Genomic DNA, 22,020 nt, shown 5'->3' with positions numbered 1-22,020 from the left:
ACCCTGCCCCGCCCGGTCCGGCCGGATCGGGCGCGGCGGCGTGACTGTCAGGCGGCCGGGACGGCGGCCGGCGCCTGCTCGGGCGCCGGAGCCGGAGCCGGCGCGGCCTGGGCCGGCACGGGCTGCGGTTTCAGGCCCGGGAACAGCCGGTCGACCAGTTCCTCGATCTTGGTGTCGGGCTGGATCAGATGGCTCAGGTTGATGCCGCCCGCGCTGCGGTTGGCGTTGAACACGGCCTTGCCCACGCGCTCGCCGTTGCGGAACACCGTGATGTCGGCCGACACCAGGAACGGCGCGAGGTAGGTCTGCCGCTGGGCCACGTACATGGCCGTCATCGGGCAGGACGCCACCGACGAATACGGCGGCAGCATCTTGACCTCGAAGTTGCGCGCGCGCAGCGCACTGGCGAAGCTGTCGACGTAGGCGTTGCCGTTGACCTGGTTGGTGATGACGCAGAACAGCGCGCCATCGGCACCGACCATGCGGTTGCCGTCGACGCGGAACTGGGCCGGGCCGCCGAAGGCGCCATTCTGGAACCCGGCGATCGGGTCGATGATCTCGGTGCGGTCGACCGGCGTCACGCTCTGGTAAGTGGAACAGCCCGTGGCCAGCAAGGCCAGCGCGGCCGCAATCGTTGCTCTCTTCATTTCGGATCCTGATAGCGCGTCGGCTAGGAAGCCGGCCGCCCGGATGCCGCGCGAAGGGCGGTTCAGGGACGCATTGCCGGCAGCATGCCTGCGTAATGTAGGCGTGCCGGCGGCGCGTCAAAGCGAAGAACAGCGGGGGAGCCGGGCCGCAAATCGTCGAAGTGATTCGCGCGGCGCTTGGTGCGGGCTAGTTCGCGCCGCCCCGCAGCAGGCAGTCGGCCAGCAGCGGCGTGTTGCCGTCGCCCTGCCCCGCGCCGGTACATTCCACGGCCACCTTCTGGCCGCGCCGGACCATCGTGGCGCGCGCTTCCACCTCGCAGGTGCGCCCGGCCGGGCCGCAGATCTGCTGGCGCAGCAGCGCGGCGCGCACGACCTGGCTGGCGTTGTCGGTGCGGATTTCCAGGAAGACGTTGTCCTGCTCGCGCCGGATGCCGCTGGCCACGCCTTCGACAATGAAGTACTGGCCGCGATAGCGCTCGTCCGCGGCGGTGGCGTCGTTGCGGTAGTCGGCGGCCAGCGCGTCGGCCGGATACTGCGGCAGCAGGTTGGCCGGGCGGTTCGGGTCGATGCTGATGGGGTCGAGCGTGCCGTTGCGCGGGATGCCGCGCGGCACGCTGGCGGGCGCGCCGGAGGCGGCGGCCACGTTATCGGCCGCGGGGTCGGCGGGCACCGGATCGCTTTTCTCGTTGCCGACGAACCAGAGCAGGCAGAGGATGAAGACGGCAACGACGGCGACGAGGGTTTGTCTGGTACGGCTCAACATCGGGGGCGGGCGGACAGGACGACGAAGTCCGCAAGTGTAGCGCGCCCGGCGCGGGCGTCAGGTTTTCAGCCTTCCGGCAGCAGCGCCGCGCGCGCGGCGGCCAGGATTTCGTTCGACAGCGGCGTGCCCTGCGTGGCGCGCGACAGCGTCAGCGCGCCGGCCAGCATCGCCATCTGCGCCAGCGCGGCCTGCCGGTTCGCGGCGGCGTCGTCGCCGGGCTGGACGCTGGCGAGGATGTCCAGCAACTGCTCCACGCCCGCGTGGAAGGCCCCGCGCACGGGCTTGTCGTCGGGCTCGCGCGCCACGTCGTTGGCCAGCGCGGCCACCGGGCACCCGGCGCCGGCATTGTTGCGATTGCGCGCGGACAGGTAGCCATCGACCAGTGCCGACCGCGCGGCGGCCCGGTCCGGCGCCTCGCCCACGCGCTTGCGCCAGCGGGCTTCGGACTCCTCGAACGCGCGCGCGCAGGCGATGGCTGCGAGCGCGTCCTTCGATTCGAAGTGGCCATAGAACCCGCCGTGCGTGAGCCCGGCGGCGCCCATCAGATCGGCCACGCTGATGCCATGAAAGCCCTGCTCGCGGAACAGCCGTGACGACACCTGTTCGATGATGGCGCGGTTCTTTTCCGCTTCCGCTTTCGATACGCGGGGCATGTTGGACTCCGGTTTGCGTTGTGGCCGATGGTCCGCCACATCGCCCCGCAAGTCAACGCGACACCTTGGAGGAAACCCTCGCCGGCGCGCGCCATGCGCGCATCACACGAGCGTGCCGCCCGGCCCGCCGAGCGCGGCCAGGTACTCGTCCGCCCCGTACGGCGCCCGCTGGCCCTGCCGCGCCAGAAAGTAGTCGCGCAGGATATCGCCCTGCTGCTCCAGCTTGTAGGCGCCCAGCGGCTTGCCGGCATCGAGCCGGTAGCGGTACTGGTCGAACCCCAGGAAGTGCTTGACCTGCTCAACCGCCCCGCGCAGCAGCACGTTGACCCCATGCTGGTACTGCCAGACATGGGCCATCTCGTGGATGAACAGCCCCTGCAGCGCCAGGCTGGCCACACTGAAGTCGGTCAGCCCCCGCAGCCGGCGGCCAAGGTAGATCTGGCCATTCGGCGTGATGATGTAGTGCCCGCCCTGCCAGAACACGTAGTTGCGATGGTGCACACGCACGCGCGTGTAATCGATGGTATCGGCAAAGATCGACCGGGCGAGCGCGCGTTCGCCGGGGGAGAGGAGGCGGGATCGTGAAGCGTCGGGCATGTTGTGGCTGGCGCTCGGGCGGGACGGCTGGCGACTACGTGGCACTCGCACCGGCGGCAGATTCAGACGCCGGCTTGGCGCGGAAACCTGGCGCATACAACATTGTTGAGCCAAGTGGCAACTCCTTGCGTTTCAAGGGGTTACGACATCTTCGGGCCGGTTTTGGTTCAGCAACTTGGCGCGCGGCGGGCAGATAGCCGTGCCGTTGCGCCAAGTTACGGAGCACGATAGCGTGTACCACTGCGCACGCCCTCCTGAAGCAGCCTGCCTTCCCTGACCAGTTGTTCGAGGGCGCGCCGGATGCGGGAGCGCGGAATCTCCGGGCCGATGCGCGCGTGGATGTCGCCGATCCGGGTCTGCGGATAGCGCTCCACATCCTCGACGATCAGCGCAAGAAGACGGTGCGGCTCGATGCGCTTGAGCGTGGTGGCGGCAGTGAAGTCAAGGCTGCGCACCAGTTGCGGATCGATAAAGTAGCGTGTGGCCTGGGTCCGGCCCGTACAGCGGACCAGTTGCCACTCCAGCGGCCGCTTGAGCCACGGGCGTAGCAGGTCGATCGAGGCCAGTTCCAGCGCCTGGGCCAGTTCCCGCGCGGTCAGGCCCTCGTGCTGGGCCAGCAATCCCATGGCGATGCGTTCGCGCTGGGTCAGATGGTACGTCTGGTCGGCCTTGGCGATGAAGTCGATCACGTCGGGCTGGACGATGCGGCGGCGCACGGTTACCTGAACCCGGTCATGGCTTTCGGTCAGCTCCGGCGCCGGCCTGCCTTGCGACAGCAGCACCTCGTAGATCTTGTCGAAGCCGCTGCCCTCTCGCTCCATGAGCTTGAGATCGTGGAACACCCGTGCAAGGTGTTCGTTGCGGCGTACGGTCACATGCAGGACGTTCTGTGGCGTCACGCCGAGCGGGAGCGGGCCGGGATTCACCACCTCCAGACGGTCGGGGTACAGGTTCAGGAAGATATCGCCGCGTTGCGTGTAGGGCCGATGGACCAAGGCATTCACCAGCAGCTCACGCACGACGATTTCGTCGAATGCCGGGACATTCTGGCGGTACAGGCCGTCGGGCAGTTCGTACCGTTCACGGAAGTCTGGCACGTCTTGCCAGACCGCCTCGATCATCTCCATGGGACTCAGCGTATGGTCGTCCCAGACCCATTTGTTGACCTTCTGGGCGTGCTCGTCGAACTTGACGAACTGGATGACCGGCGCCGTCGACAATTGCGCCCGATGCGCCTGCCGACCGACGCAGAGGATGCCGAGATGGGTCAGATACAGACCCTGCGCCAACTGGTAATGATCGAGCAGCTCCTCGTCTGCCTTCTCCTTGACCGATGCCTTGACGCGATCCGACGCGCGCAGGGCATCGAGGAATCGGCGCACCTTGTCTGGATCGCGCTCGCTACGGGGGACGCGGAGGGTGGTCTGCGACTCCCACGGCAGGGCTGTCCGCTCGGCGGCAAGGCGCATCACCTCGTCCCCGGTGACGGGCTTGCTCTGGTCCGCGATGCGCAGGAAGTAGCGGCCATCGGTGGTCGACGCCACGGCTGCGGAGCGCGGGATGGCCAGGTCGATGTACTGGCCGCCGTTGTCGGCCGTCCGGACGTTGGGAAGCGCCACCACGTTGACGGTGCGCTCGGCGAGCTTGCGCCGGAGCATGTCGGGCAACTCGCTCGGGATATGCTGGTGCGCGGGCGGGCTGGTCTCGTCGTCCTCGATGCCCAGCAGCAGATGTCCGCCCGTTGCATTGGCAAACGCCACGCAATCCTTGACCAGTTCGGCCCAGTCCGCCGTCTTGCCCCATACCGCGCGCAGCGACTTCTTGTCGAGCAATTGGCCTTCCCGGCTCATCGGCAGGCTCTCCTCACTTCCCAATACAAAACCGCGTGAAGATCGTGCCGAGCAGGTCGTCGCTCGTGAACTCGCCGGTGATGCTGTTCAGGTGCTCCTGCGCCAGGCGCAGTTCCTCGGCGAACAGGTCCAGCGCCTGGGCGTTCTGCTCGGCGCGTTCGACGGCGCAGTCCAGGTGGGACTGGGCGCTGCGCAGCGCCGTCAGGTGGCGTTCGCGGGCCAGGAACGTGCCTTCGTTGCCCGATTGCCAGCCGATCAGGCGCAGCAGCTCGCGGCGCATCAGGTCGATGCCGGCGCCGGTGCGCGCGGAGATCCAGATCTCGGTCGGGTTCGGGCCGTTGGCGGCCACCACGTGCGGGCGGTTGCCGCCAAAGCCCATCTGGCCCGCCGCCGGCGCCAGGTCGATCTTGTTGACCACGCGCACGATGGGCGATCCGGGTGGGAGCTGGCCGCTGAGGCGGTCGTCGATATGGTCGTCGACCTCGGAGATGCCGTGTTCCAGGTAGTCGGCCGCGTCCACCAGGTGCAGCACGATGTCGGCGCGGCGGATGGCGTCCCAGGTACGTTCGATGCCGATGCGCTCCACCTCGTCGGCCGCGTCGTCGCGCAGGCCGGCCGTGTCGATGATATGGATGGGGATGCCGTCGATCTGGATCGTCTCGCGCACGCGGTCGCGCGTGGTGCCGGCGATGGGCGTGACGATGGCCAGTTCGGCGCCGGCCAGCGCGTTGAGCAGCGACGACTTGCCCACGTTCGGCTGGCCCGCCAGCACCACCGACAGCCCCTCGCGCAGCAGCGATCCCTGCCGGGCCTGCTTCAGCACGCCGGCCAGGTCCGTGCGGATGCGCGCAAGCTGGCCGCGCGCGTCGGACGCTTCCAGGAAGTCGATCTCTTCCTCCGGAAAGTCCAGCGTCGCCTCCACCAGCATGCGCAGGTGGATGACCTTTTCGACCAGCGCGTGGATGGCGCGCGAGAATTCGCCCTCCATCGAGCGCGCGGCGGAGCGGGCGGCGGCCTCGGTGCTGGCTTCGATCAGGTCCGCCACGGCCTCGGCCTGGGCCAGGTCCAGCTTGTCGTTCAGGAATGCGCGCCGGGTGAATTCGCCGGGCTCGGCCACGCGCAGGCCGATGTCGCGGCCGGCCTGCAGGCAGCGCGACAGCAGCATCTGCATGACCACGGGGCCGCCATGGCCCTGGAGTTCGAGCACTTCCTCGCCGGTGTAGGAATTGGGCGCCGGGAAGTACAGCGCCAGGCCGTGGTCGATGACCTTGCCGTGCGCGTCCAGGAACGGCAGGTACGTGGCGTGGCGCGGTTGCAGCGCGCGGCCGCAGACGGCGCGCATGACGCTGCCGACGTCGGGGCCCGACACACGCACGACGCCGATGCCGCCGCGGCCCGGTGCGGTGGCGATGGCGGCAATGGGAAGCTGGGTAGCAGTCATGGGCGGTATTGTCGCAGATCGATCCTTGGCCGGGATGGCCGCGGCATTCAGGCTTGCGGGTCGTCGACGCCCAGGCATTCGCACATCAGCCGGCGCGCCACGGCGCCGTCGATCACGGCGCCCAGTTCGGTCTGCCGCGCCACCAGTTTCTTGCGCAGCTTGTTGCGGTAGCGGCCCGGCAGCACGTCGGACAGCGCCTCGATCGCGTAGCGCAGCCGCTTGTTGCCGATGCGCAGCTGGTGGACGTGTTCGGTGCGGCCGTCGCGCGCGATGCGGGCCCGCTCGCGCACGTCGGCGCGTGCCTTGCGGATCCGCCGCGGGCCGAACGTCCGCATCCGGCCCCGCGACGGGCGCGCCGCCAGATGCGCCAGGTCACGCTTCAGCGTAGGCAGCGGCGCCTGCCGGTAACGTGACAATCTTGTCATCATCGACGCGTGCGCGGTGGTTCGGCGGGCCTGCGCGGTGTCGATCAGTGCCGCCAGCACGGGGTTGGCGGGCTGCTGCGCCAGTGCCGGGGCCAGGGTCTCGGCGATGAAGACGTCCCAGTCGCGTACATCGCCGGCGGCGTCGGCCACGTCGTGCAGCGCCTGCTTCCAGCGCGCCTTGACGCTGTCCGGCAGGACCGGGCCGAAGGCCCATGTCACCGCCCGCAGGTGGCGCACGGCCACGCGCAGGTCGTGCACGTCCTCCACCTCGTCGCGATGTTGCAGGGCATCAAGGTGATGGTGCACGGCCTGCAGGCCCGCATCGGCCAGCGCGACGAACGCGGCGGCGGGGCGCATCTTCCGGTGCAGCTCGGGCGGACGGCTCATGGCGGTGTCTCTGTTGGCAAAGAGAGTGACTGCGCAGCGTCCGTCTAGTGTAGGCGACGGCGCACGAGGCTGCCGCCGCCCTGCGTCGGCCGGCTATCGCGTGGCGACGATGAACACGCGCGGAAACGGCAGCAGCACGGTGCCGTCCGCCATCGGCGGGAAGACCTTGGCCAGCGCCGCCTCGTAGCGTGCCAGGTAGTCGGCCTGCTCGGCGGCGTCGAGCGGCGCCAGGAACGGCCGCAGCCCGCTGCCCTTGAACCATTCCACCACCGCTGCCGGGCCGCCCTGGAGCGGGTGCTGGTAGATCGTGCGCCAGATATCCACGCGCGCGCAGTGCGGCTTCAGCAGTTCGTAGTACCAGCGCTCGGACGCCAGCGCGGTGTGGGCATCGGCCGCGGCCGCCAGCTTGGGCGCCCACGGGCCCTGCAGCGCGGTCTCGCGCATCAGCAGGTGCGGCGGTTCGTTGAGGTTGTCGGGCATCTGCATGGCCAGGCTGCCGCCGGGTGCCAGCTTGCCCACCAGCGACGGGAACAGCCGCGCGTGGTCGGGCACCCACTGGAACACGGCGTTGGCCAGGATGACGTCCCAGGGGCCGGCATCGGTCCACTGGGAAACCTCGGCGATGTCGAAGCGCAGGCCGGGCAGCCGCTTGCGCGCGGCGGCGATCATGTCGGCGTCGCTGTCCAGGCCGGTGACTTCCGCCTGCGCATAGCGCGCCGCCAGGACCTCCGTGGAATTGCCGGGGCCACAGCCCACGTCCGCCACGCGGCGGGCGCTGGCGGTGGGAATAGCGGCGACGAGGTCCCGCACGGGGCGGGTGCATTCGTCCTCGAACTGCACGTACTGGCTGGCCGACCACGTCATGGTCTGTCTCCCCTTTGAACCGCCGATCTGGCGAATGTGCGATCTTGCGCGCTTCGGTGCGGCGCAGGTCTTATATAAGACACAGGCTTCGAAGCATACGCCGGTAACAAAAAACCCGGCACGGGGCCGGGTTTCTCGGTACTGCGGCGGGGGACGGTCAGCCCTTGGCCACCGCGGTCGCCTTGCCCTTGCTGAGCATGCGGTTGATCTGCCACTGCTGGGCGATCGACAGGATGTTGTTCACCACCCAGTACAGCACCAGGCCGGCCGGGAAGAAGAAGAACATGAACGAGAACACCAGCGGCATGATCATCATGACCTTGGCCTGCACGGGGTCCGGCGGGGTCGGGTTCAGCTTGGTCTGCACGAACATCGACACGGCCATCACGACCGGCAGGATGTAGAACGGGTCCGGCACCGAGAGGTCGTGGATCCAGCCCAGCCACGGCGCGCCGCGCATTTCCACCGACGACAGCAGCACCCAGTACAGCGCGATGAACACCGGGATCTGGATCACGATGGGCAGGCAGCCGCCGAGCGGGTTGACCTTCTCGGTGCGGTACAGCGCCATCATCTCCTGGTTCATCTTCTGCGGGTCGCCCTTGTAGCGCTCGCGGATGGCCGTCATGCGCGGCTGCAGGTCCTTCATCTTGCCCATCGACTTGTAGCTGGCGGCCGACAGCGGGAAGAACACCAGCTTGATCAGCACCGTCAGGGCGATGATCGACCAGCCCCAGTTGCCCAGGAAGCCGTGCAGCTTTTCCAGCAGCCAGAACAGCGGCTTGGCCAGGATGGTCAGCCAGCCATAGTCCTTGACCAGCTCCAGGCCCGGCGTCACCTGTTCGAGCATGTGCTCTTCCTGCGGGCCGGCAAACAGGCGCGCGTCGGTGCTGACCGTGGCGCCCGGCGCGATCTGGCCCAGCGGCTGCTGGACACCCACGCGGTACAGGTTCGGGTCGATCTGCTCGGCGTAGAAGCTGTGCTGCTTGCCGTTCTGCGGAATCCAGGCCGACGCGAAGTAGTGCTGCACCATCGCCACCCAGCCGTTGTCGGTGGCGGCCGGCACGGTGGCCTTGCCCTTCGAGATGTCCTCGAAGCTGAGCTTGTGGTACTTGTCGGCGTTCGTGTAGATGGCCGGGCCCGTGAACGTGCTGTAGAACTGCGACTGCTCGACCTTGCTGCCGTCGCGCGCCAGTTCCAGGTACAGCGTGGGCGAGACCGGAGCGGTGCCCGCGTTGGTCACGTCGAAGCGGGCGTCCACCACGTAGCTGCCCTTGCGGAACGTGTAGGTCTTTACCAGCTTCACGCCGTTCTTCTCGGCGGTCAGCACCACGTCGATCTTGTCCTGGCCGGCGGCCAGCGCGCGCGGGCCCGGAGCAGCCGTGAAGACCGTAGTGTGGTTGGGCAGGTCGCCGCCGATCAGGCCCGAGCGGGCCAGGTAGGTGCGCTGCGCATCGCGCTCGAACAGCACCACGGGCTTGCCGTCCTTCTCGTGCTCGTTGAGCAGTTCCAGGCGCGACAGGATGCCGCCGGCGGTGTCGATCTCGGCACGCACTTCGTCAGTGGTGACCACGACCTTCTCGCCCGCGGGCTGGGCCGCCGTGGCCGGGGCCGCCGGCACGGCGCCAGGCGCCGGGGCGCTCGTCCCGCTGGCCTTGGGCACGTCACCCTGGGCGGCCGCGCCGCTGGCACCACCGGCCGGAGCGGCCTGCTGTTGCGTGTTGGCGCTCGGGAAGAACATCGACGCGTGGCCGTTGGCGCGCTGCCAGTTGTCGTAGAGCAGCACGAGGGACATCGAGAAGATGACCCACAGGATGGTGCGTTTGATATCCATGTCTCGCTATGGTCTGGGGAATCAGGGTCTGGGAAGCCGGACCGTGACGGACGGGCGGCCGGGCACGGGTGCGGCGGCCGTTCCGCTTGCTGCGGGCTCGGGCACGGGATCATACCCGCCCTTTGCGAAAGGATGGCAACGGCAGAGTCTGCATGCGGCCATCCACGTGCCGCGCGCCGGGCCATGACTGACGATGGCGTCGCGGGCGTAGTCGGAACAGGTCGGCAGGAAGCGGCACTGCGAGCCCAGGTAGGGACTCAGGGCGATCTTGTAGATACGCAGCAGGGCTAGCAGGATTCGCTTCATGGTGATGGTCAGGCTGGCGCGGCCGGGCTGCCGGGGGGCGGCACGGCCGGGGCGGGCGGCAGGGGCCTGGCGGCAACGTCGAGCAGGCCGACGAGTTCGGCCTGGCAGGCACGCCGGATGGCCGCCCGGCTGGCGAATTCCGCACGCGGAAACTTCGCCTGCAGCCGCAGCAGGATGTCCCGGCCCGCGAATTGGGCCTGCCGGCTCCGGAACAGTTCCCGCACCATGCGCTTCACGAGGTTGCGCTCGGCGGCGCGCGGTGCGAACTTCTTGCCGACCACGATGCCCAGCCGGGCCTGCGGCTGGCCGTTGGCCCGCACGTACAGCACGAAATGCGTGCTGCGGCGGCGGGGCCGCAAAGCAAAAACGGATGAAAACTCATCCGTCTTTGTGAGCCTCGCGGCTTTGGGGAAGGCATGGTCCGACACGCTGGTCAAAGCTGGCGGGAAAGCCGGGCTTCGGCTGCAACGCTGCTGGCCATCCTGGGTGCGAGGCGCTGGGCCGGACGGCGGCAGGCGAGACGGCGGGCCGTCACGCTGCGCTCCATCCGGGCCGGCCGCCCGGCACTCAGATCGCCAGGCGCTTGCGGCCCTTGGCGCGACGTGCGTTGATCACGGCACGGCCGCCGCGGGTCTTCATGCGCACGCGGAAACCATGGGTACGCTTGCGGCGGGTAACGGAAGGTTGGTAGGTACGTTTCATGTTGCACTCTCTGGTTGATCCGGGCTTTCCGGGCGCCGGCCGATGCCGGGGTGCCTTGGCCGCCGCGTATGGTTCGCATGGGGCTGCCGCAATGCAGACGCTTGGTATTCAGGCGAGGTTGCTGCGGCCATGCCGACGATTCTGGTTCTGTCTTGCTGCCGGCCGCCGCTGGCCCTGTCCGTCGGGGACGAAGGCACTGGCGGGGATCAGGCCGCTTGCCCGATGCCGCAGACGCCTTGTGCGCGTATACGGTCCTGGCCAGACCCGGCGATGCGCATACGTGATCCCCTGCCGCATCGCAGAACCCGGCATTTAACCTAGTTTCCGCGCCGCTGTCAAGGCGCCGGACGGGCGATATCGGCGTCGCGCTGCAAAGTGCGCCGCGCGCCGCTGTAAACAGTGGTGCGCCATTGTCCACAAAGGGCGGTGGGTAACTTTGTGGGTATTCCCGGTCACCTATAGAGGGTACCCGGGCGGGGCAAGTGCTTGTTTCCGATGGATTATCGGTCGGAAATGCCCCTCCCGCCGCCCGTGGCCCGCACCGGTTGTGCACACAAATCCACTGTTTTTTCACAACTTGTCCACAGGGTTATCCTTTGTGGATAACTTGGGGCGGGGGGTACAATCCCGGTCCAAACACTACACGGGCCGCGTGGCGCACACACAACCCGGGACTGCCTGCCCTGGTATACCGAGATGTATACCGCGATGAACTCGCATCGACCGCCGTTCGTAGCCCGGCTTCGGGACGGCGTTTTGCCTTTTGCTTCCGCTTGGGGCGGATGGCAAGGCAGCAGCAGACCCGTGGCGCGCGCGTTGCGTCACCCGTGACGGGCCATCGAAGCGATGGTCCGGTCACTTAGAAGAACACATGCAAGATTTCTGGCAGGCAGCAGCCGCGCAACTCGAGCGCGAACTGACGCCCCAACAATTCAAAACCTGGATCAAGCCGTTGGCGCCCGTCGCCTTCGACGAGGAAGCGCATGCGCTGCGGATTGCCGCGCCCAACCGCTTCAAGCTCGACTGGGTCAAGAGCCAGTTCTCGGGCCGCATCACCGCGCTCGCTTGCGAATACTGGGAAACGCAGGTTAGCGTTCACTTCGTCCTGGATCCCGCCGCGTCGGGCCGTGCGGCCACCTATACGCAGCAGGCGATGCAGCAGGGGCAGGACAACGGCATGGCCCACGCTGCAATGGGTGCGGGCGCGACGGGCTATCCGGGCGCCCCGGGCGCGGCATCGGCCGGCATGCCAGGCCAGGGCTTCGGACCGGGCGCGTCGCAGCCGGCGCCGTCCCAGGCGGGCGGCTATCCCGGCTATGACAGCCATGCCAGTGGCGGCCAGTCTGGCTACGGCGTGCCCGGCGGGCAGGCGCCCTACCCCTCGCATCCATCGCACCACGGCGCACCGGGCGGCATGCCGCATCGCGGCGCCGCGCCCACCGGCCACCCGCTCCAGGGCGGCGCCGGCGCGCCGATGCAGGACATGGGCGACATCGACGTGGCCCAGATGGACGCCGCCGAGGCCAGCGCGCGCTCGTACCGCGTGCCGCAGCAGCAGCCCGCCGCGGCCGGCGCCCAGCCGAACGACACGGTGCACGAGCGCTCGCGCCTGAACCCGATCCTGACGTTCGACAACTTCGTGACCGGCAAGGCCAACCAGCTTGCCCGCGCCGCGGCCATCCAGGTGGCCAACAATCCCGGCAAGTCCTACAACCCGCTCTACCTCTACGGCGGCGTGGGCCTGGGCAAGACCCACCTGATCCACGCCATCGGCAATTTCATGCTGATGGAGAACCCGCGCGCGCGCATCCGCTACATCCACGCGGAGCAGTACGTGTCCGACGTGGTCAAGGCGTACCAGCGCAAGGCGTTCGACGAATTCAAGCGCTACTACCACTCGCTGGACCTGCTGCTGATCGACGACATCCAGTTCTTCTCCGGCAAGAACCGCACGCAGGAGGAGTTCTTCTACGCGTTCGAGGCGCTGATCGCCAACCGGGCGCAGGTGATCATCACCAGCGATACGTACCCGAAGGAAATCACCGGCATCGACGACCGGCTGATCTCGCGCTTCGATTCGGGCCTGACCGTGGCGATCGAGCCGCCCGAGCTGGAAATGCGCGTGGCTATCCTGATGAAGAAGGCCGCGGCCGAGAACGTGAGCGTGCCCGAGGAAGTTGCCTTCTTCGTGGCCAAGCACCTGCGCTCGAACGTCCGCGAGCTGGAAGGGGCGCTGCGCAAGATCCTGGCGTTCTCGAACTTCCACGGCAAGGACATCACGATCGAGGTCACGCGCGAGGCGCTGAAGGACCTGCTGACCGTGCAGAACCGACAGATCTCCGTGGAAAACATCCAGAAGACCTGCGCCGATTTCTACAACATCAAGGTGGCGGACATGTACTCGAAGAAGCGGCCCGCCAATATCGCGCGGCCGCGCCAGATCGCGATGTACCTGGCCAAGGAACTGACGCAGAAGAGCCTGCCCGAGATCGGCGAGCTGTTTGGCGGCCGGGACCACACCACGGTGCTGCACGCGGTGCGCAAGATTGCCGACGAACGCGGCAAGGACGCGCAGTTGAACCACGAACTGCACGTGCTGGAACAGACGCTCAAGGGCTGACCGGCTTTTTTGGCGGCCGGCCTTGCCGGGCTGGCATACTACTGGGTGCGCGCCCGGCGGCAAACGGGCGTCTGAACAACTGTTGTATCGCGGGATTCCGGCCTCAGATAAGGCTTTGCGGTGAGTCGGGACGAGTTGGCGCCGATTGTCGGCCGGGCGTGGCATTTTGTGCACAACCCGGCGCAGCGCCGGATTCGCCCCGCTTCACCGCAGCGGCTTATCCTTGGTACAATCCGGCATTAACTCGTTGATTCCAAAGTGATTTTGGATATCGCGCGTTTTCACCCGATTCCGCGGTCGCCGACGACAAACGACGAAGGATAAATTCAATGCAATTGGTCAAAACCTCGCGAGACAATCTGCTGCGTCCGCTGCAAATCGTGAGCGGCATCGTGGAGCGCCGCCACACCCTCCCGATCCTGGCCAACCTGCTGATTCGCAAGTCCGGCTCGAACGTGTCCTTCCTCTCGACCGACATCGAGATCCAGATCACCACCCATGCTGAATGCGGCGTCGGCAGCGACGACGTGGCCACCACCGTGGCCGCGCGCAAGCTGCTGGACATCCTGCGCGCGATGCCCGACGGCGACGTGGCGCTGTCGCTGAACGACAAGCGCATGACCGTGCAATCGGGCAAGAGCCGCTTCGCACTGCAGACGCTGGCCGCCGAGGAATTCCCGACCGTTGCCGAGGCCGCCGAGTTCAACGCGAGCGTGAGCCTGCCGCAGAAGACGTTCAAGCACCTGCTGGCGATGGTCCACTTTGCGATGGCGCAGCAGGACATCCGCTACTATCTGAACGGCATGCTGCTGGTGGTGGACGGCAAGAAGGTCATGGCCGTGGCAACCGACGGCCACCGCCTGGCCTACTGCGGCGTGGAACTGGAAAACGAGGCGGCCGGCGTCGGCTCGCGCCAGGAAGTGATCATCCCGCGCAAGACCATCCTGGAACTGCAGCGCCTGCTGGAGGACAACGATGATCCCGTGCAGGTGCAGCTTGCCGCGAACCAGATCAAGTTCACGTTCGCCAACGTGGAACTGATCAGCAAGCTCGTGGAAGGCAAGTTCCCGGACTTCCAGCGCGTGATCCCCAAGGGCTACAAGAATGCGTTCGCGATCGACCGCGTGCAGTTGCAGCAGGCGCTACAGCGGACGGCGATCCTGACCACGGACAAGTTCAAGGGGGTGCGCTGCATCCTCGACACCCATGTGCTGAAGATCAGCTCGACCAACGCCGACCAGGAAGAGGCGCAGGAAGAGCTGGAACTCGATTATTCGGGCGATGCGCTCGATATCGGCTTTAACGTGACCTACCTGCTCGACGTGCTTGCCAACCTGAAGAGCGAGCAGGTGCAGGTCAGCCTCGGCGACTCCAATTCGAGTGCGCTGATTACCGTGCCGGAAGACGACAACTTCAAGTACGTCGTGATGCCGATGCGCATTTGATGGCCCGCACCGAGTCGCCATCCATACACAATCGGGCACACTCCGCAGCAGGGGCCGGATCCACGGGATCCGCCCCTTTTGCCGTTTTTAAGTAACCCGCAAGACGCGGACCGGCCGCACCCGCCGCCCCTGGCGCAGGTCCGGCCATGGCCGCTTTTGCAGTGAGTATCGTGAGTAGGAAAACATGACCGATCAGCAGAAACCGCAGCAGGAAAACACTTACGGCGCCTCTTCGATCCAGATCCTGGAAGGCCTGGAAGCGGTGCGCAAGCGTCCCGGCATGTACATCGGCGATACGTCGGACGGCACCGGCCTGCACCACCTGGTGTTCGAGGTGCTGGACAACTCGATCGACGAGGCGCTGGCCGGCTATTGCACCGAGATCCTGGTCACGATCCATAGCGACAACTCGATCTCGATCGTGGACAACGGCCGCGGCATCCCGCCGGCCGTGAAGTTCGACGACAAGCACGAGCCCAAGCGCAGCGCGGCGGAAATCGCCATGACCGAGCTGCACGCCGGCGGCAAGTTCAACCAGAACAGCTACAAGGTGTCCGGCGGCCTGCACGGCGTGGGCGTGTCGTGCGTGAACGCGCTGTCCAAATGGCTGCGCCTGACCGTGCGCCGCGACGGCCAGGTCAACCTGATCGAATTCGCCAAGGGCGAGGTCCAGAACCGCATCGTCGAGACCGTGACCGGCCCGGACGGCCAGCCCGTGGAAGTGTCGCCGATGAAGATCGTCGGCGCCACCGACAAGCGCGGCACCGAGGTCCACTTCCTGGCCGACGAGGAAATCTTCACGAACGTGGAGTTCCACTACGAGGTGCTGTCCAAGCGCATCCGCGAGCTGTCGTTCCTGAACAATGGCGTGCACATCAAGCTGGTGGACCAGCGCACGGGCAAGGAAGAGGATTTCGCGTTCTCGGGCGGCGTGAAGGGCTTTGTCGAATACATCAACCGCGCCAAGACCGTGCTGCACCCGACCATCTTCTACGCGAACGCCGAGAAGGACGGCATCGCCGTGGAAGTGGCCATGCAGTGGAACGACGGCTACAACGAGCAGGTGCTCTGCTTCACGAACAACATCCCGCAGCGCGACGGCGGCACCCACCTGACCGGCCTGCGCGCGGCGATGACGCGCGTGATCAACAAGTACATCGAAGAAAACGAGATCGCCAAGAAGGCCAAGGTGGAAACCAGCGGCGACGACATGCGCGAGGGCCTGGCCTGCGTGCTGTCGGTCAAGGTGCCCGAGCCGAAGTTCAGCTCCCAGACCAAGGACAAGCTGGTGTCGTCCGAGGTGCGGCTGCCCGTGGAGGAACTGGTCAGCAAGGCGCTGACGGACTTCCTGCTGGAAACGCCGAACGACGCCAAGATCATCTGCGGCAAGATCGTCGACGCCGCGCGCGCCCGCGAGGCCGCCCGCAAGGCCCGCGAGATGACGCGCCGCAAGGGCGTGATGGACGGCATGGGCCTGCCCGGCAAGCTGGCCGACTGCCAGGAAAAGGATCCGGCGCAGTCCGAGCTGTTCCTGGTGGAGGGCGACTCCGCAGGCGGCTCGGCCAAGCAGGGCCGCGACCGCAAGTTCCAGGCAATCCTGCCGCTCAAGGGCAAGATCCTGAACGTGGAGCGCGCCCGCTTCGACAAGATGCTGTCGAGCCAGGAAGTGCTGACGCTGATCACGGCGCTGGGCACCGGCATCGGCAAGGAAGACTACAACCTCGACAAGCTGCGCTACCACCGTATCATCATCATGACCGATGCGGACGTGGACGGCTCGCACATCCGCACGCTGCTGCTGACGTTCTTCTACCGCCAGATGCCCGACATCATCGAGCGCGGCTACGTCTACATCGCGCAGCCGCCGCTGTACAAGATCAAGCACGGCAAGGAAGAGCGCTACATCAAGGACGACAACGAACTGAACGCCTACATGCTGAAGCTGGCGATGGAAAAGGCCGGCCTGGTGCGCCCGGACGGCAGCGAGATCGCCGGTGACGCGCTGGGCGAGCTGGCCCGCCAGTACCAGCTGACCGAAGGCGTGATCGGCCGGCTGTCGCGCATCGTCGACGTCGAGGCGCTGCGCGCCATCGCCGACGGCGTGGTGCTGGACCTGGACAGCGCGGCCGCCGCCGAGGCATCGGCCGTGGCGCTCAAGGCCAAGCTGGCCGAGATGCACGCCAAGACGCTGATCGGCGCCGCCGTGAACGACGACGGCACGGCCGACGTCTACGCGCAGTTCGACGAGAAAACCGACAAGCACCGCCTGATGATCGCGCGCCGCCATCACGGCAACGTGCGGCTGTCGCACCTGGACGCCGATTTCGTCCACGGCGCCGACTACGCCGCGCTGGCCCGCGCCGCCACCACGTTCCAGGGCCTGATCCCGGACGGCACCAAGGTACGCCGCGGCGAAGGCGAAAAGATGCGCGAACAGACCGTGGCGGATTTCCACCAAGCCATGCAGTGGCTGCTGACCGAGGCCGAACGCGGCGTCTCGCGCCAGCGCTACAAGGGCCTGGGCGAAATGAACCCCGAGCAGCTCTTCGAAACCACGCTGGACGTGACGCAGCGCCGCCTGCTGCGGGTCCAGATCGAAGACGCCATCGCCGCCGACCAGATCTTCACGACGCTGATGGGCGACGAAGTGGAACCGCGCCGCAACTTCATCGAGTCAAACGCGCTGGTGGCGCGGAATATTGATGTTTGAGGTTGTCCCTCCCGCCTGACCCCCAAATCCCGGCCCCGGCCGGGATTTTTCTTTCCAGCGCCGATTGCATCACTCTGCGGCGCCTGTGATCCATGCAAAAATCCCCACTTTCCCGCCCACCCGCCGCTGTCCCCATGCCCCTCATCGACCTGAAAAATCTCCAGCAAGCCGCGTTCGACTTTGGCGAGGCGCGTGGCTGGGGCAAGTATCACAGTCCGAAAAACCTGGCGATGGCGCTCAGTGTCGAGGTGGCGGAGCTGGTGGAGATCTTCCAGTGGCAGACTGAGGAGGAATCGCGGGGTGTCATGTCGACCGACGAGCGCGCGCATGTGGAACAGGAGCTGGCCGATATCACGATCTACCTGACGCAGCTTGTCACGGCGCTCGGGGTCGACCTCGATGCCGCCGTCCGGGCCAAGATGGCGATGAATGCGCGCAAGTACCCGGCGCCGGGCGCGGAAGGCTGACGGCGGGCTGCGCCGGCGTCACGCCCCCTCGGTTGGCCGTCCTGCTGACAGCTTCGTGCCCCAAATACAGCTAGACTTTCCCCATTGTCTGTTCCCACACGGGGAGATCCGGCCATGGCAGCGCGCAAGCCAGCGAAGGTAGCGACAAATATCCACATCGGTATTGGTGGCTGGAATTTTGCGCCGTGGCGCGACAACTTCTATCCGGCCGGCCTGCCGCAGGCGCGCGAGCTGGAATATGCGAGCCGGCACCTGACGGCCATAGAGATCAACAGCACCTATCACGGCACGCAGAAGCGGACGTCGTTCGCGAACTGGCGCGATGCCACGCCCGACGACTTTGTGTTCTCGGTGAAGGCGTCGCGTTTTGCCACGAACCGGCGCGTGCTGGCCGAGGGTGCCGATTCGATTCACCGGTTTATCGACAGCGGCATCGCCGAGTTGCGGCACAAGCTGGGCCCCGTGGTCTGGCAGTTCGCGCCGACCAAGCAGTTCGTGCCCGAAGACTTCGAGGCATTCCTGACCCTGCTGCCAGATTCGGTCGAAGGCGTGACGTTGCGCCATGTGCTGGAAGTGCGTCACGACAGTTTCATGTGTGATGAATTTCTGAAGCTTGCGCGCAAGTACAAGGCCGCAACGGTCTTCACCGATTCGCCGAAGTTTCCGTCGTTTGCCGACCTGACGACCGATTTTGTCTACGCGCGGCTGCTGAACGCCGAGGCGTCCGTCGCCACCGGGTACAAGGATGCCGATCTCGACCAGTGGGCCCAGCGCGTCGGGCAGTGGGCGAAGGGTTCGGCCCCGACCGATCTTCCGCGCGTGGAAGACGCGCCCGGCGCCAGGCTCAAGCCGAAGGCGGTGTACCTCTTCTTCATCAACGGCGCCAAGGAACGGGCGCCGGCCGCCGCCGGTGCGCTGTTGGCCAGGCTGGGCTGGACGCCGACGGAAACCGTGCCCGTAAAGGTGCCGGTGTCGAAGACCGCCAAGGCGGCGGCGAAGACGGCGCCGGCCAAGCAGGCGGCCACCAAGAAGCCCGCCACCAAGAAAGCCCCGGCCAAAAAGCCCGCCTCCCGGGCCGCCGCCTGACGCGCCCGCTCCTGCCGACCCGCCAGCCATGAGCGTCCGCGAGCCCCCTGCCCTCCGTGCCCGGCCCGGGCGCGAACGGTTCTCGGCGCTGCCGCTGGAGCCGATGTGGCTCGACGCGCTCGCGCAGCTTGGCCACATTGCGATGTCGCCGCTGCAGGCGGTGGCCCTGCCCCTGGCGCTGACCGGCCACGACCTCGTCGTCCAGGTCCGGCCAGGCGCGGGCAGCGTGACGATGCTGGCGGTCGCCCTGCTCCACCGGCTCGATCCGCAGCGCTTCGACGTCCAGACCGTGGTGCTCTGCCCCACGCGCGACCGTGCCGAGGCCGTCGCGCAGCGGATCCGCGACCTCGTGCGCGTGGCCGGACAGGTCAAGGTGGCCGTGTTGTCGGCCGGCACGTCGATGCGGCCACAGATCGACAGCCTGATCCATGGCGCGCATATCGTTGTCGGCACACCGGGCCGGATGCTCGACCACCTCGATGCCGCCAGCCTGGACCTGCGGGCCGTCCACACGCTGATCTTCGACGCGGCCGACACGATGCTCGACATGGGACTGGCCGACGATATCGCGTTCGTCGCCACCCGCTGTCCCAAGGGCCGTCAGACGCTGCTGTTCCACGCCAGCGCCGATGCCGACCTGCCGCCGGACCTCGCGCGGCTGGCGCGCCAGTGGCTCCGGCGGCCCCGGCTGGTGGCGCTGCCGGGCGCGCGCGCCTGAGTTGCAGGGCAGCGCGTGGTGGCGCCACGGGCGGGCGCCAGCGAACGCCGGGCGCCAAGATTCGTGAAAGTCACCCTGTGAGCCGCGCCGATCCTTTGCTAATCTGGTTAGACGCTGGCCGGCCCCGGGGGGCGCGCGGCGCGCGCAGCACCGCTGATCGAACCACGCCAGCCAGCAACTGTTTCCAAAACGGCAACAAGGAGTCGGTGACATGAAGACCGCACGGCAGGTTCTGGAAAACAAGGCAAGCCACGCCATCTACAGCATCCCGCCCTCGGCGACGGTGTACGCGGCGCTGCAGTTGATGGCCGAAAAGGGCATCGGGGCGCTGCTGGTGATGGAGCACGACAAGATCGTCGGTATCCTGAGCGAGCGCGATTACGCGCGAAAAGTGATTCTGATGCAACGTACGTCGCGCGAAACGCTGGTCAAGGAGATCATGACCACGGCCGTGATCTACGTGCGCGCCGACCAGACGACCGACGACTGCATGGCGCTGATGACCCGCCACCGCCTGCGCCACCTGCCGGTGATGGACAGCGATTCGCTGCTCGGCATGCTGTCCATCGGTGACCTCGTGAACGACATCATCAGCGAGCAGCGCTTCACCATCGAGCAACTCGAACACTACATCACCGGCGGCGCGCGCTGACGGCGCCCGCCTGTTTCCCGTCGTCGTCCCACCCCAGTCCTACCCAAGATCGGAAGCCGTGCCCGCCGCGCATCGTGCGTGACGGGCACGGCACCCGTGCGCGGTGTGCCGCCCCAGGCGGCAGATACATCCTCAGCGCCAAATGCTGAGCATGCATATAATTATGCGGTTGCTGAATAAGGCTGCGTCGATGTCACGCGGCCGGATCGTCCGAGCCGGCGCCAGCCGGCGGGTCCGCCAGCCCCCTCCCTCGCCACCGCATGTCTCCGCCCTCTTCTTCCCAGTCAGCCGCCCTGGACGCCGCCGCGCCCGTCCACGACCACGCCGCGATCATGCGCGTGATCGGCGGCATCGTGCTCTGCATCCTGCTGGCCGCGCTCGACCAGACCGTCGTGATCCCGGCCGTGCCGGCCATCGCCAACGACCTGAACGGCTTCAGCCACCTGTCGTGGATCGTCACGGCCTACCTGATCGTGTCGACGGTGACCACGCCGCTGTACGGCAAGCTGTCCGACAGTTTCGGGCGCCGCCGCCTGCTGATGCTGGCGATCACGCTGTTCATCGCCGCGTCCGTGGCCTGCGCGCTGGCGCAGAGCCTCACGCAACTGATTCTGTTCCGCGCGCTGCAGGGCGTGGGCGGCGGCGGGCTGATGTCGCTGGCGCAGGCGGCCATCGCCGATGTGGTGGCACCCCGCCAGCGCGGCCGCTACCAGGGCTACCTGGCCACGGTATGGGCCGTTTCGTCGATTGCCGGGCCGCTGGTCGGCGGCTGGGTGTCAGACCACATGTCGTGGCGCTGGCTGTTCTGGATCAACGTGCCGCTGGGCCTGCTGGCGATGGCGATGTGCTACCGCGGGCTGGCCAATCTGCGCCCGCGCGGCGGCCGGCCGCAGGTGGACTGGCTGGGCGCCAGCCTGCTGGCGGTGGCCATCGTCGCCTTCCTGCTGGCGATGAGCTGGGCCGGCGAAGCCTTCGACTGGATCTCGCTGGAAATGGCCGGCCTGCTGCTGGTGACCGTGGTGGCCGTGGCGCTGCTGGCCTGGCAGGAACGTCGCGCGCCCGATCCGATGCTGCCGCCGCGCCTGTTTGCCAACCGGGCGTACGTGATGGGCGTGGGCGCGTCGGCGCTGGCCGCGCTGAACATCTTCCTGTGCATCTTCGCCCTGCCCCTGCATTTCCAGCTCGTGCGCGATGCCGATGCGTCGATGTCGGGCCTGCTCGTGGTGCCGTTCCTGCTGTCCACGGTGGCCGGCAACTTCGTGGTCGCCTGGCTGGCCCCGCGCCTGGGCCGCATGCGCGAGATCCTGACGGGTGGCTACGTGGCGGCGTCGGTCGGGCTGGTGTCGCTGGCGACGGTGACCGCCGCGGTGCCCACCGCGCTGGTGCTGCTGGCGATGACGATTGCCGGCATCGGGCTGGGCATGGCGATGGTCGGCACGCTGATCACGGTCCAGAATGCGCTGGAGCGCCGCGACATGGGTGCCGGCACAGGCGCCCTGCTGGTGATCCGGTCGCTGGGCAGCGCGCTTGGCGGCGCGCTGGCCGGTACGCTGCTGGCCATGGAATTCCGCGATGCGCTGGCGCGCTCGGGCGTGTCCCAGCCGCTCGACCTTGGCTCGCTGCGCCATGGCAGCGAGGCGATGGCCCACCTGTCGCCGGCCGTGCACCAGGTGCTGGCCGGCGGCGTCGAGTCCGGCTTCCACCTGATCTTTGCGGTCGGCGCCGTGGCCGCCATCGTGGCGCTCGTGATCGTCCGCCGCATGCCGGACCTGGAACTGCGCAGCAGCGTGACCGAGCACGCGGCCAAGATCCATATGGATTGAAGCACCGCGCTGCGGCCCCGCGTCATGACG

General features: G+C 67.3%; 20 protein-coding genes. 8 read left to right on the top strand and 12 right to left on the bottom strand.

The genetic code is table 11. The annotated features are described in order from the left end of the window. Positions 1–47: 47 nt before the first annotated feature. From EHF44_RS05400 to rpmH, 12 genes are all read right to left on the bottom strand, one after another. Positions 48–647: an Sbal_3080 family lipoprotein gene (locus EHF44_RS05400; RefSeq protein ID WP_124682803.1), complete on the bottom strand. Its 600-nt coding sequence runs from the start codon at positions 645–647 to the stop codon at positions 48–50. Between the two features lie 187 nt (positions 648–834). After that, the gene (locus EHF44_RS05395; RefSeq protein WP_124682802.1) at positions 835–1,410 is read right to left on the bottom strand and encodes an OB-fold putative lipoprotein; all 576 of its coding nucleotides are present in this window, start codon (positions 1,408–1,410) and stop codon (positions 835–837) included. A gap of 65 nt (positions 1,411–1,475) precedes the next feature. Continuing rightward, positions 1,476–2,063 carry a TetR/AcrR family transcriptional regulator gene (locus EHF44_RS05390; RefSeq protein WP_124682801.1) on the bottom strand — a complete coding sequence of 196 codons (588 nt, stop codon included), beginning with the start codon at positions 2,061–2,063 and terminating at the stop codon, positions 1,476–1,478. Positions 2,064–2,165: 102 nt separating this feature from the next. After that, positions 2,166–2,660, bottom strand: coding sequence for a hypothetical protein (locus EHF44_RS05385; RefSeq protein ID WP_124682800.1), 495 nt, complete (start codon positions 2,658–2,660; stop codon positions 2,166–2,168). A gap of 215 nt (positions 2,661–2,875) precedes the next feature. Continuing rightward, positions 2,876–4,510 carry an ATP-binding protein gene (locus EHF44_RS05380; RefSeq protein WP_124682799.1) on the bottom strand — a complete coding sequence of 545 codons (1,635 nt, stop codon included), beginning with the start codon at positions 4,508–4,510 and terminating at the stop codon, positions 2,876–2,878. A gap of 13 nt (positions 4,511–4,523) precedes the next feature. Beyond that, positions 4,524–5,951 (bottom strand): tRNA uridine-5-carboxymethylaminomethyl(34) synthesis GTPase MnmE, encoded by a 1,428-nt coding sequence (gene mnmE / locus EHF44_RS05375; RefSeq protein WP_124682798.1) that lies wholly within the window; start codon positions 5,949–5,951, stop codon positions 4,524–4,526. 47 nt (positions 5,952–5,998) lie between these two features. Continuing rightward, on the bottom strand, positions 5,999–6,763 hold the full coding sequence (locus EHF44_RS05370) for a CHAD domain-containing protein (RefSeq protein ID WP_124682797.1): 765 nt from the start codon (positions 6,761–6,763) through the stop codon (positions 5,999–6,001). A gap of 93 nt (positions 6,764–6,856) precedes the next feature. Continuing rightward, positions 6,857–7,627, bottom strand: coding sequence for a trans-aconitate 2-methyltransferase (gene tam / locus EHF44_RS05365; protein WP_124682796.1), 771 nt, complete (start codon positions 7,625–7,627; stop codon positions 6,857–6,859). A gap of 157 nt (positions 7,628–7,784) precedes the next feature. Continuing rightward, on the bottom strand, positions 7,785–9,461 hold the full coding sequence (gene yidC, locus EHF44_RS05360; protein WP_124682795.1) for a membrane protein insertase YidC: 1,677 nt from the start codon (positions 9,459–9,461) through the stop codon (positions 7,785–7,787). Between the two features lie 21 nt (positions 9,462–9,482). Beyond that, positions 9,483–9,767 (bottom strand): membrane protein insertion efficiency factor YidD, encoded by a 285-nt coding sequence (yidD, locus tag EHF44_RS05355; protein ID WP_124682794.1) that lies wholly within the window; start codon positions 9,765–9,767, stop codon positions 9,483–9,485. Positions 9,768–9,775: 8 nt separating this feature from the next. Next, a complete protein-coding gene (rnpA, locus tag EHF44_RS05350) occupies positions 9,776–10,195 on the bottom strand; it encodes a ribonuclease P protein component (RefSeq protein WP_124685004.1) in 420 nt (139 codons plus the stop codon). 139 nt (positions 10,196–10,334) lie between these two features. Beyond that, positions 10,335–10,469, bottom strand: a complete 135-nt coding sequence (gene rpmH / locus EHF44_RS05345; protein ID WP_008650850.1) for a 50S ribosomal protein L34 — start codon at positions 10,467–10,469, stop codon at positions 10,335–10,337. 871 nt (positions 10,470–11,340) lie between these two features. Between rpmH and dnaA the strand changes: the two genes are divergently transcribed. The 8 genes from dnaA to EHF44_RS05305 all read left to right on the top strand — a co-directional run bounded on the left by dnaA (position 11,341) and on the right by EHF44_RS05305 (position 21,990). Then, a complete protein-coding gene (gene dnaA / locus EHF44_RS05340) occupies positions 11,341–13,089 on the top strand; it encodes a chromosomal replication initiator protein DnaA (RefSeq protein ID WP_124682793.1) in 1,749 nt (582 codons plus the stop codon). 329 nt (positions 13,090–13,418) lie between these two features. Then, a complete protein-coding gene (gene dnaN, locus EHF44_RS05335; RefSeq protein WP_124682792.1) occupies positions 13,419–14,534 on the top strand; it encodes a DNA polymerase III subunit beta in 1,116 nt (371 codons plus the stop codon). A gap of 184 nt (positions 14,535–14,718) precedes the next feature. After that, positions 14,719–17,244: a DNA topoisomerase (ATP-hydrolyzing) subunit B gene (gyrB, locus tag EHF44_RS05330; protein WP_124682791.1), complete on the top strand. Its 2,526-nt coding sequence runs from the start codon at positions 14,719–14,721 to the stop codon at positions 17,242–17,244. Positions 17,245–17,378: 134 nt separating this feature from the next. After that, a complete protein-coding gene (locus tag EHF44_RS05325) occupies positions 17,379–17,711 on the top strand; it encodes a nucleotide pyrophosphohydrolase (protein ID WP_124682790.1) in 333 nt (110 codons plus the stop codon). A 114-nt stretch (positions 17,712–17,825) separates the two neighbouring features. After that, positions 17,826–18,797, top strand: a complete 972-nt coding sequence (locus tag EHF44_RS05320) for a DUF72 domain-containing protein (RefSeq protein WP_124682789.1) — start codon at positions 17,826–17,828, stop codon at positions 18,795–18,797. Positions 18,798–18,825: 28 nt separating this feature from the next. Then, positions 18,826–19,515 (top strand): DEAD/DEAH box helicase, encoded by a 690-nt coding sequence (locus EHF44_RS05315; RefSeq protein WP_124682788.1) that lies wholly within the window; start codon positions 18,826–18,828, stop codon positions 19,513–19,515. Positions 19,516–19,726: 211 nt separating this feature from the next. Further along, positions 19,727–20,167, top strand: a complete 441-nt coding sequence (locus EHF44_RS05310; RefSeq protein WP_124682787.1) for a CBS domain-containing protein — start codon at positions 19,727–19,729, stop codon at positions 20,165–20,167. 332 nt (positions 20,168–20,499) lie between these two features. After that, positions 20,500–21,990: an MDR family MFS transporter gene (locus tag EHF44_RS05305; RefSeq protein ID WP_124685003.1), complete on the top strand. Its 1,491-nt coding sequence runs from the start codon at positions 20,500–20,502 to the stop codon at positions 21,988–21,990. The last annotated feature ends 30 nt before the right edge of the window (positions 21,991–22,020 follow it).

The organism is Cupriavidus pauculus, from assembly GCF_003854935.1.
GTDB lineage: Bacteria > Pseudomonadota > Gammaproteobacteria > Burkholderiales > Burkholderiaceae > Cupriavidus > Cupriavidus pauculus_C.
This window is presented reverse-complemented; position numbering and strand designations above follow the sequence as displayed.

Bases quoted from the DNA above. Each gene is read 5' to 3' on its own strand.
- EHF44_RS05325 (WP_124682790.1), top strand. From the start codon at position 17,379: ATGCCCCTCATCGACCTGAAAAATCTCCAGCAAGCCGCGTTCGACTTT.
- EHF44_RS05315 (WP_124682788.1), top strand. From the start codon at position 18,826: ATGAGCGTCCGCGAGCCCCCTGCCCTCCGTGCCCGGCCCGGGCGCGAA.
- EHF44_RS05390 (WP_124682801.1), bottom strand. From the start codon at position 2,063: ATGCCCCGCGTATCGAAAGCGGAAGCGGAAAAGAACCGCGCCATCATC.
- EHF44_RS05380 (WP_124682799.1), bottom strand. From the start codon at position 4,510: ATGAGCCGGGAAGGCCAATTGCTCGACAAGAAGTCGCTGCGCGCGGTA.
- mnmE (WP_124682798.1), bottom strand. From the start codon at position 5,951: ATGACTGCTACCCAGCTTCCCATTGCCGCCATCGCCACCGCACCGGGC.
- EHF44_RS05370 (WP_124682797.1), bottom strand. From the start codon at position 6,763: ATGAGCCGTCCGCCCGAGCTGCACCGGAAGATGCGCCCCGCCGCCGCG.
- EHF44_RS05305 (WP_124685003.1), top strand. From the start codon at position 20,500: ATGCGCGTGATCGGCGGCATCGTGCTCTGCATCCTGCTGGCCGCGCTC.
- EHF44_RS05395 (WP_124682802.1), bottom strand. From the start codon at position 1,410: ATGTTGAGCCGTACCAGACAAACCCTCGTCGCCGTCGTTGCCGTCTTC.
- yidD (WP_124682794.1), bottom strand. From the start codon at position 9,767: ATGAAGCGAATCCTGCTAGCCCTGCTGCGTATCTACAAGATCGCCCTG.
- yidC (WP_124682795.1), bottom strand. From the start codon at position 9,461: ATGGATATCAAACGCACCATCCTGTGGGTCATCTTCTCGATGTCCCTC.
- EHF44_RS05385 (WP_124682800.1), bottom strand. From the start codon at position 2,660: ATGCCCGACGCTTCACGATCCCGCCTCCTCTCCCCCGGCGAACGCGCG.
- tam (WP_124682796.1), bottom strand. From the start codon at position 7,627: ATGACGTGGTCGGCCAGCCAGTACGTGCAGTTCGAGGACGAATGCACC.
- EHF44_RS05320 (WP_124682789.1), top strand. From the start codon at position 17,826: ATGGCAGCGCGCAAGCCAGCGAAGGTAGCGACAAATATCCACATCGGT.
- EHF44_RS05310 (WP_124682787.1), top strand. From the start codon at position 19,727: ATGAAGACCGCACGGCAGGTTCTGGAAAACAAGGCAAGCCACGCCATC.
- dnaA (WP_124682793.1), top strand. From the start codon at position 11,341: ATGCAAGATTTCTGGCAGGCAGCAGCCGCGCAACTCGAGCGCGAACTG.
- rpmH (WP_008650850.1), bottom strand. From the start codon at position 10,469: ATGAAACGTACCTACCAACCTTCCGTTACCCGCCGCAAGCGTACCCAT.
- EHF44_RS05400 (WP_124682803.1), bottom strand. From the start codon at position 647: ATGAAGAGAGCAACGATTGCGGCCGCGCTGGCCTTGCTGGCCACGGGC.
- gyrB (WP_124682791.1), top strand. From the start codon at position 14,719: ATGACCGATCAGCAGAAACCGCAGCAGGAAAACACTTACGGCGCCTCT.
- dnaN (WP_124682792.1), top strand. From the start codon at position 13,419: ATGCAATTGGTCAAAACCTCGCGAGACAATCTGCTGCGTCCGCTGCAA.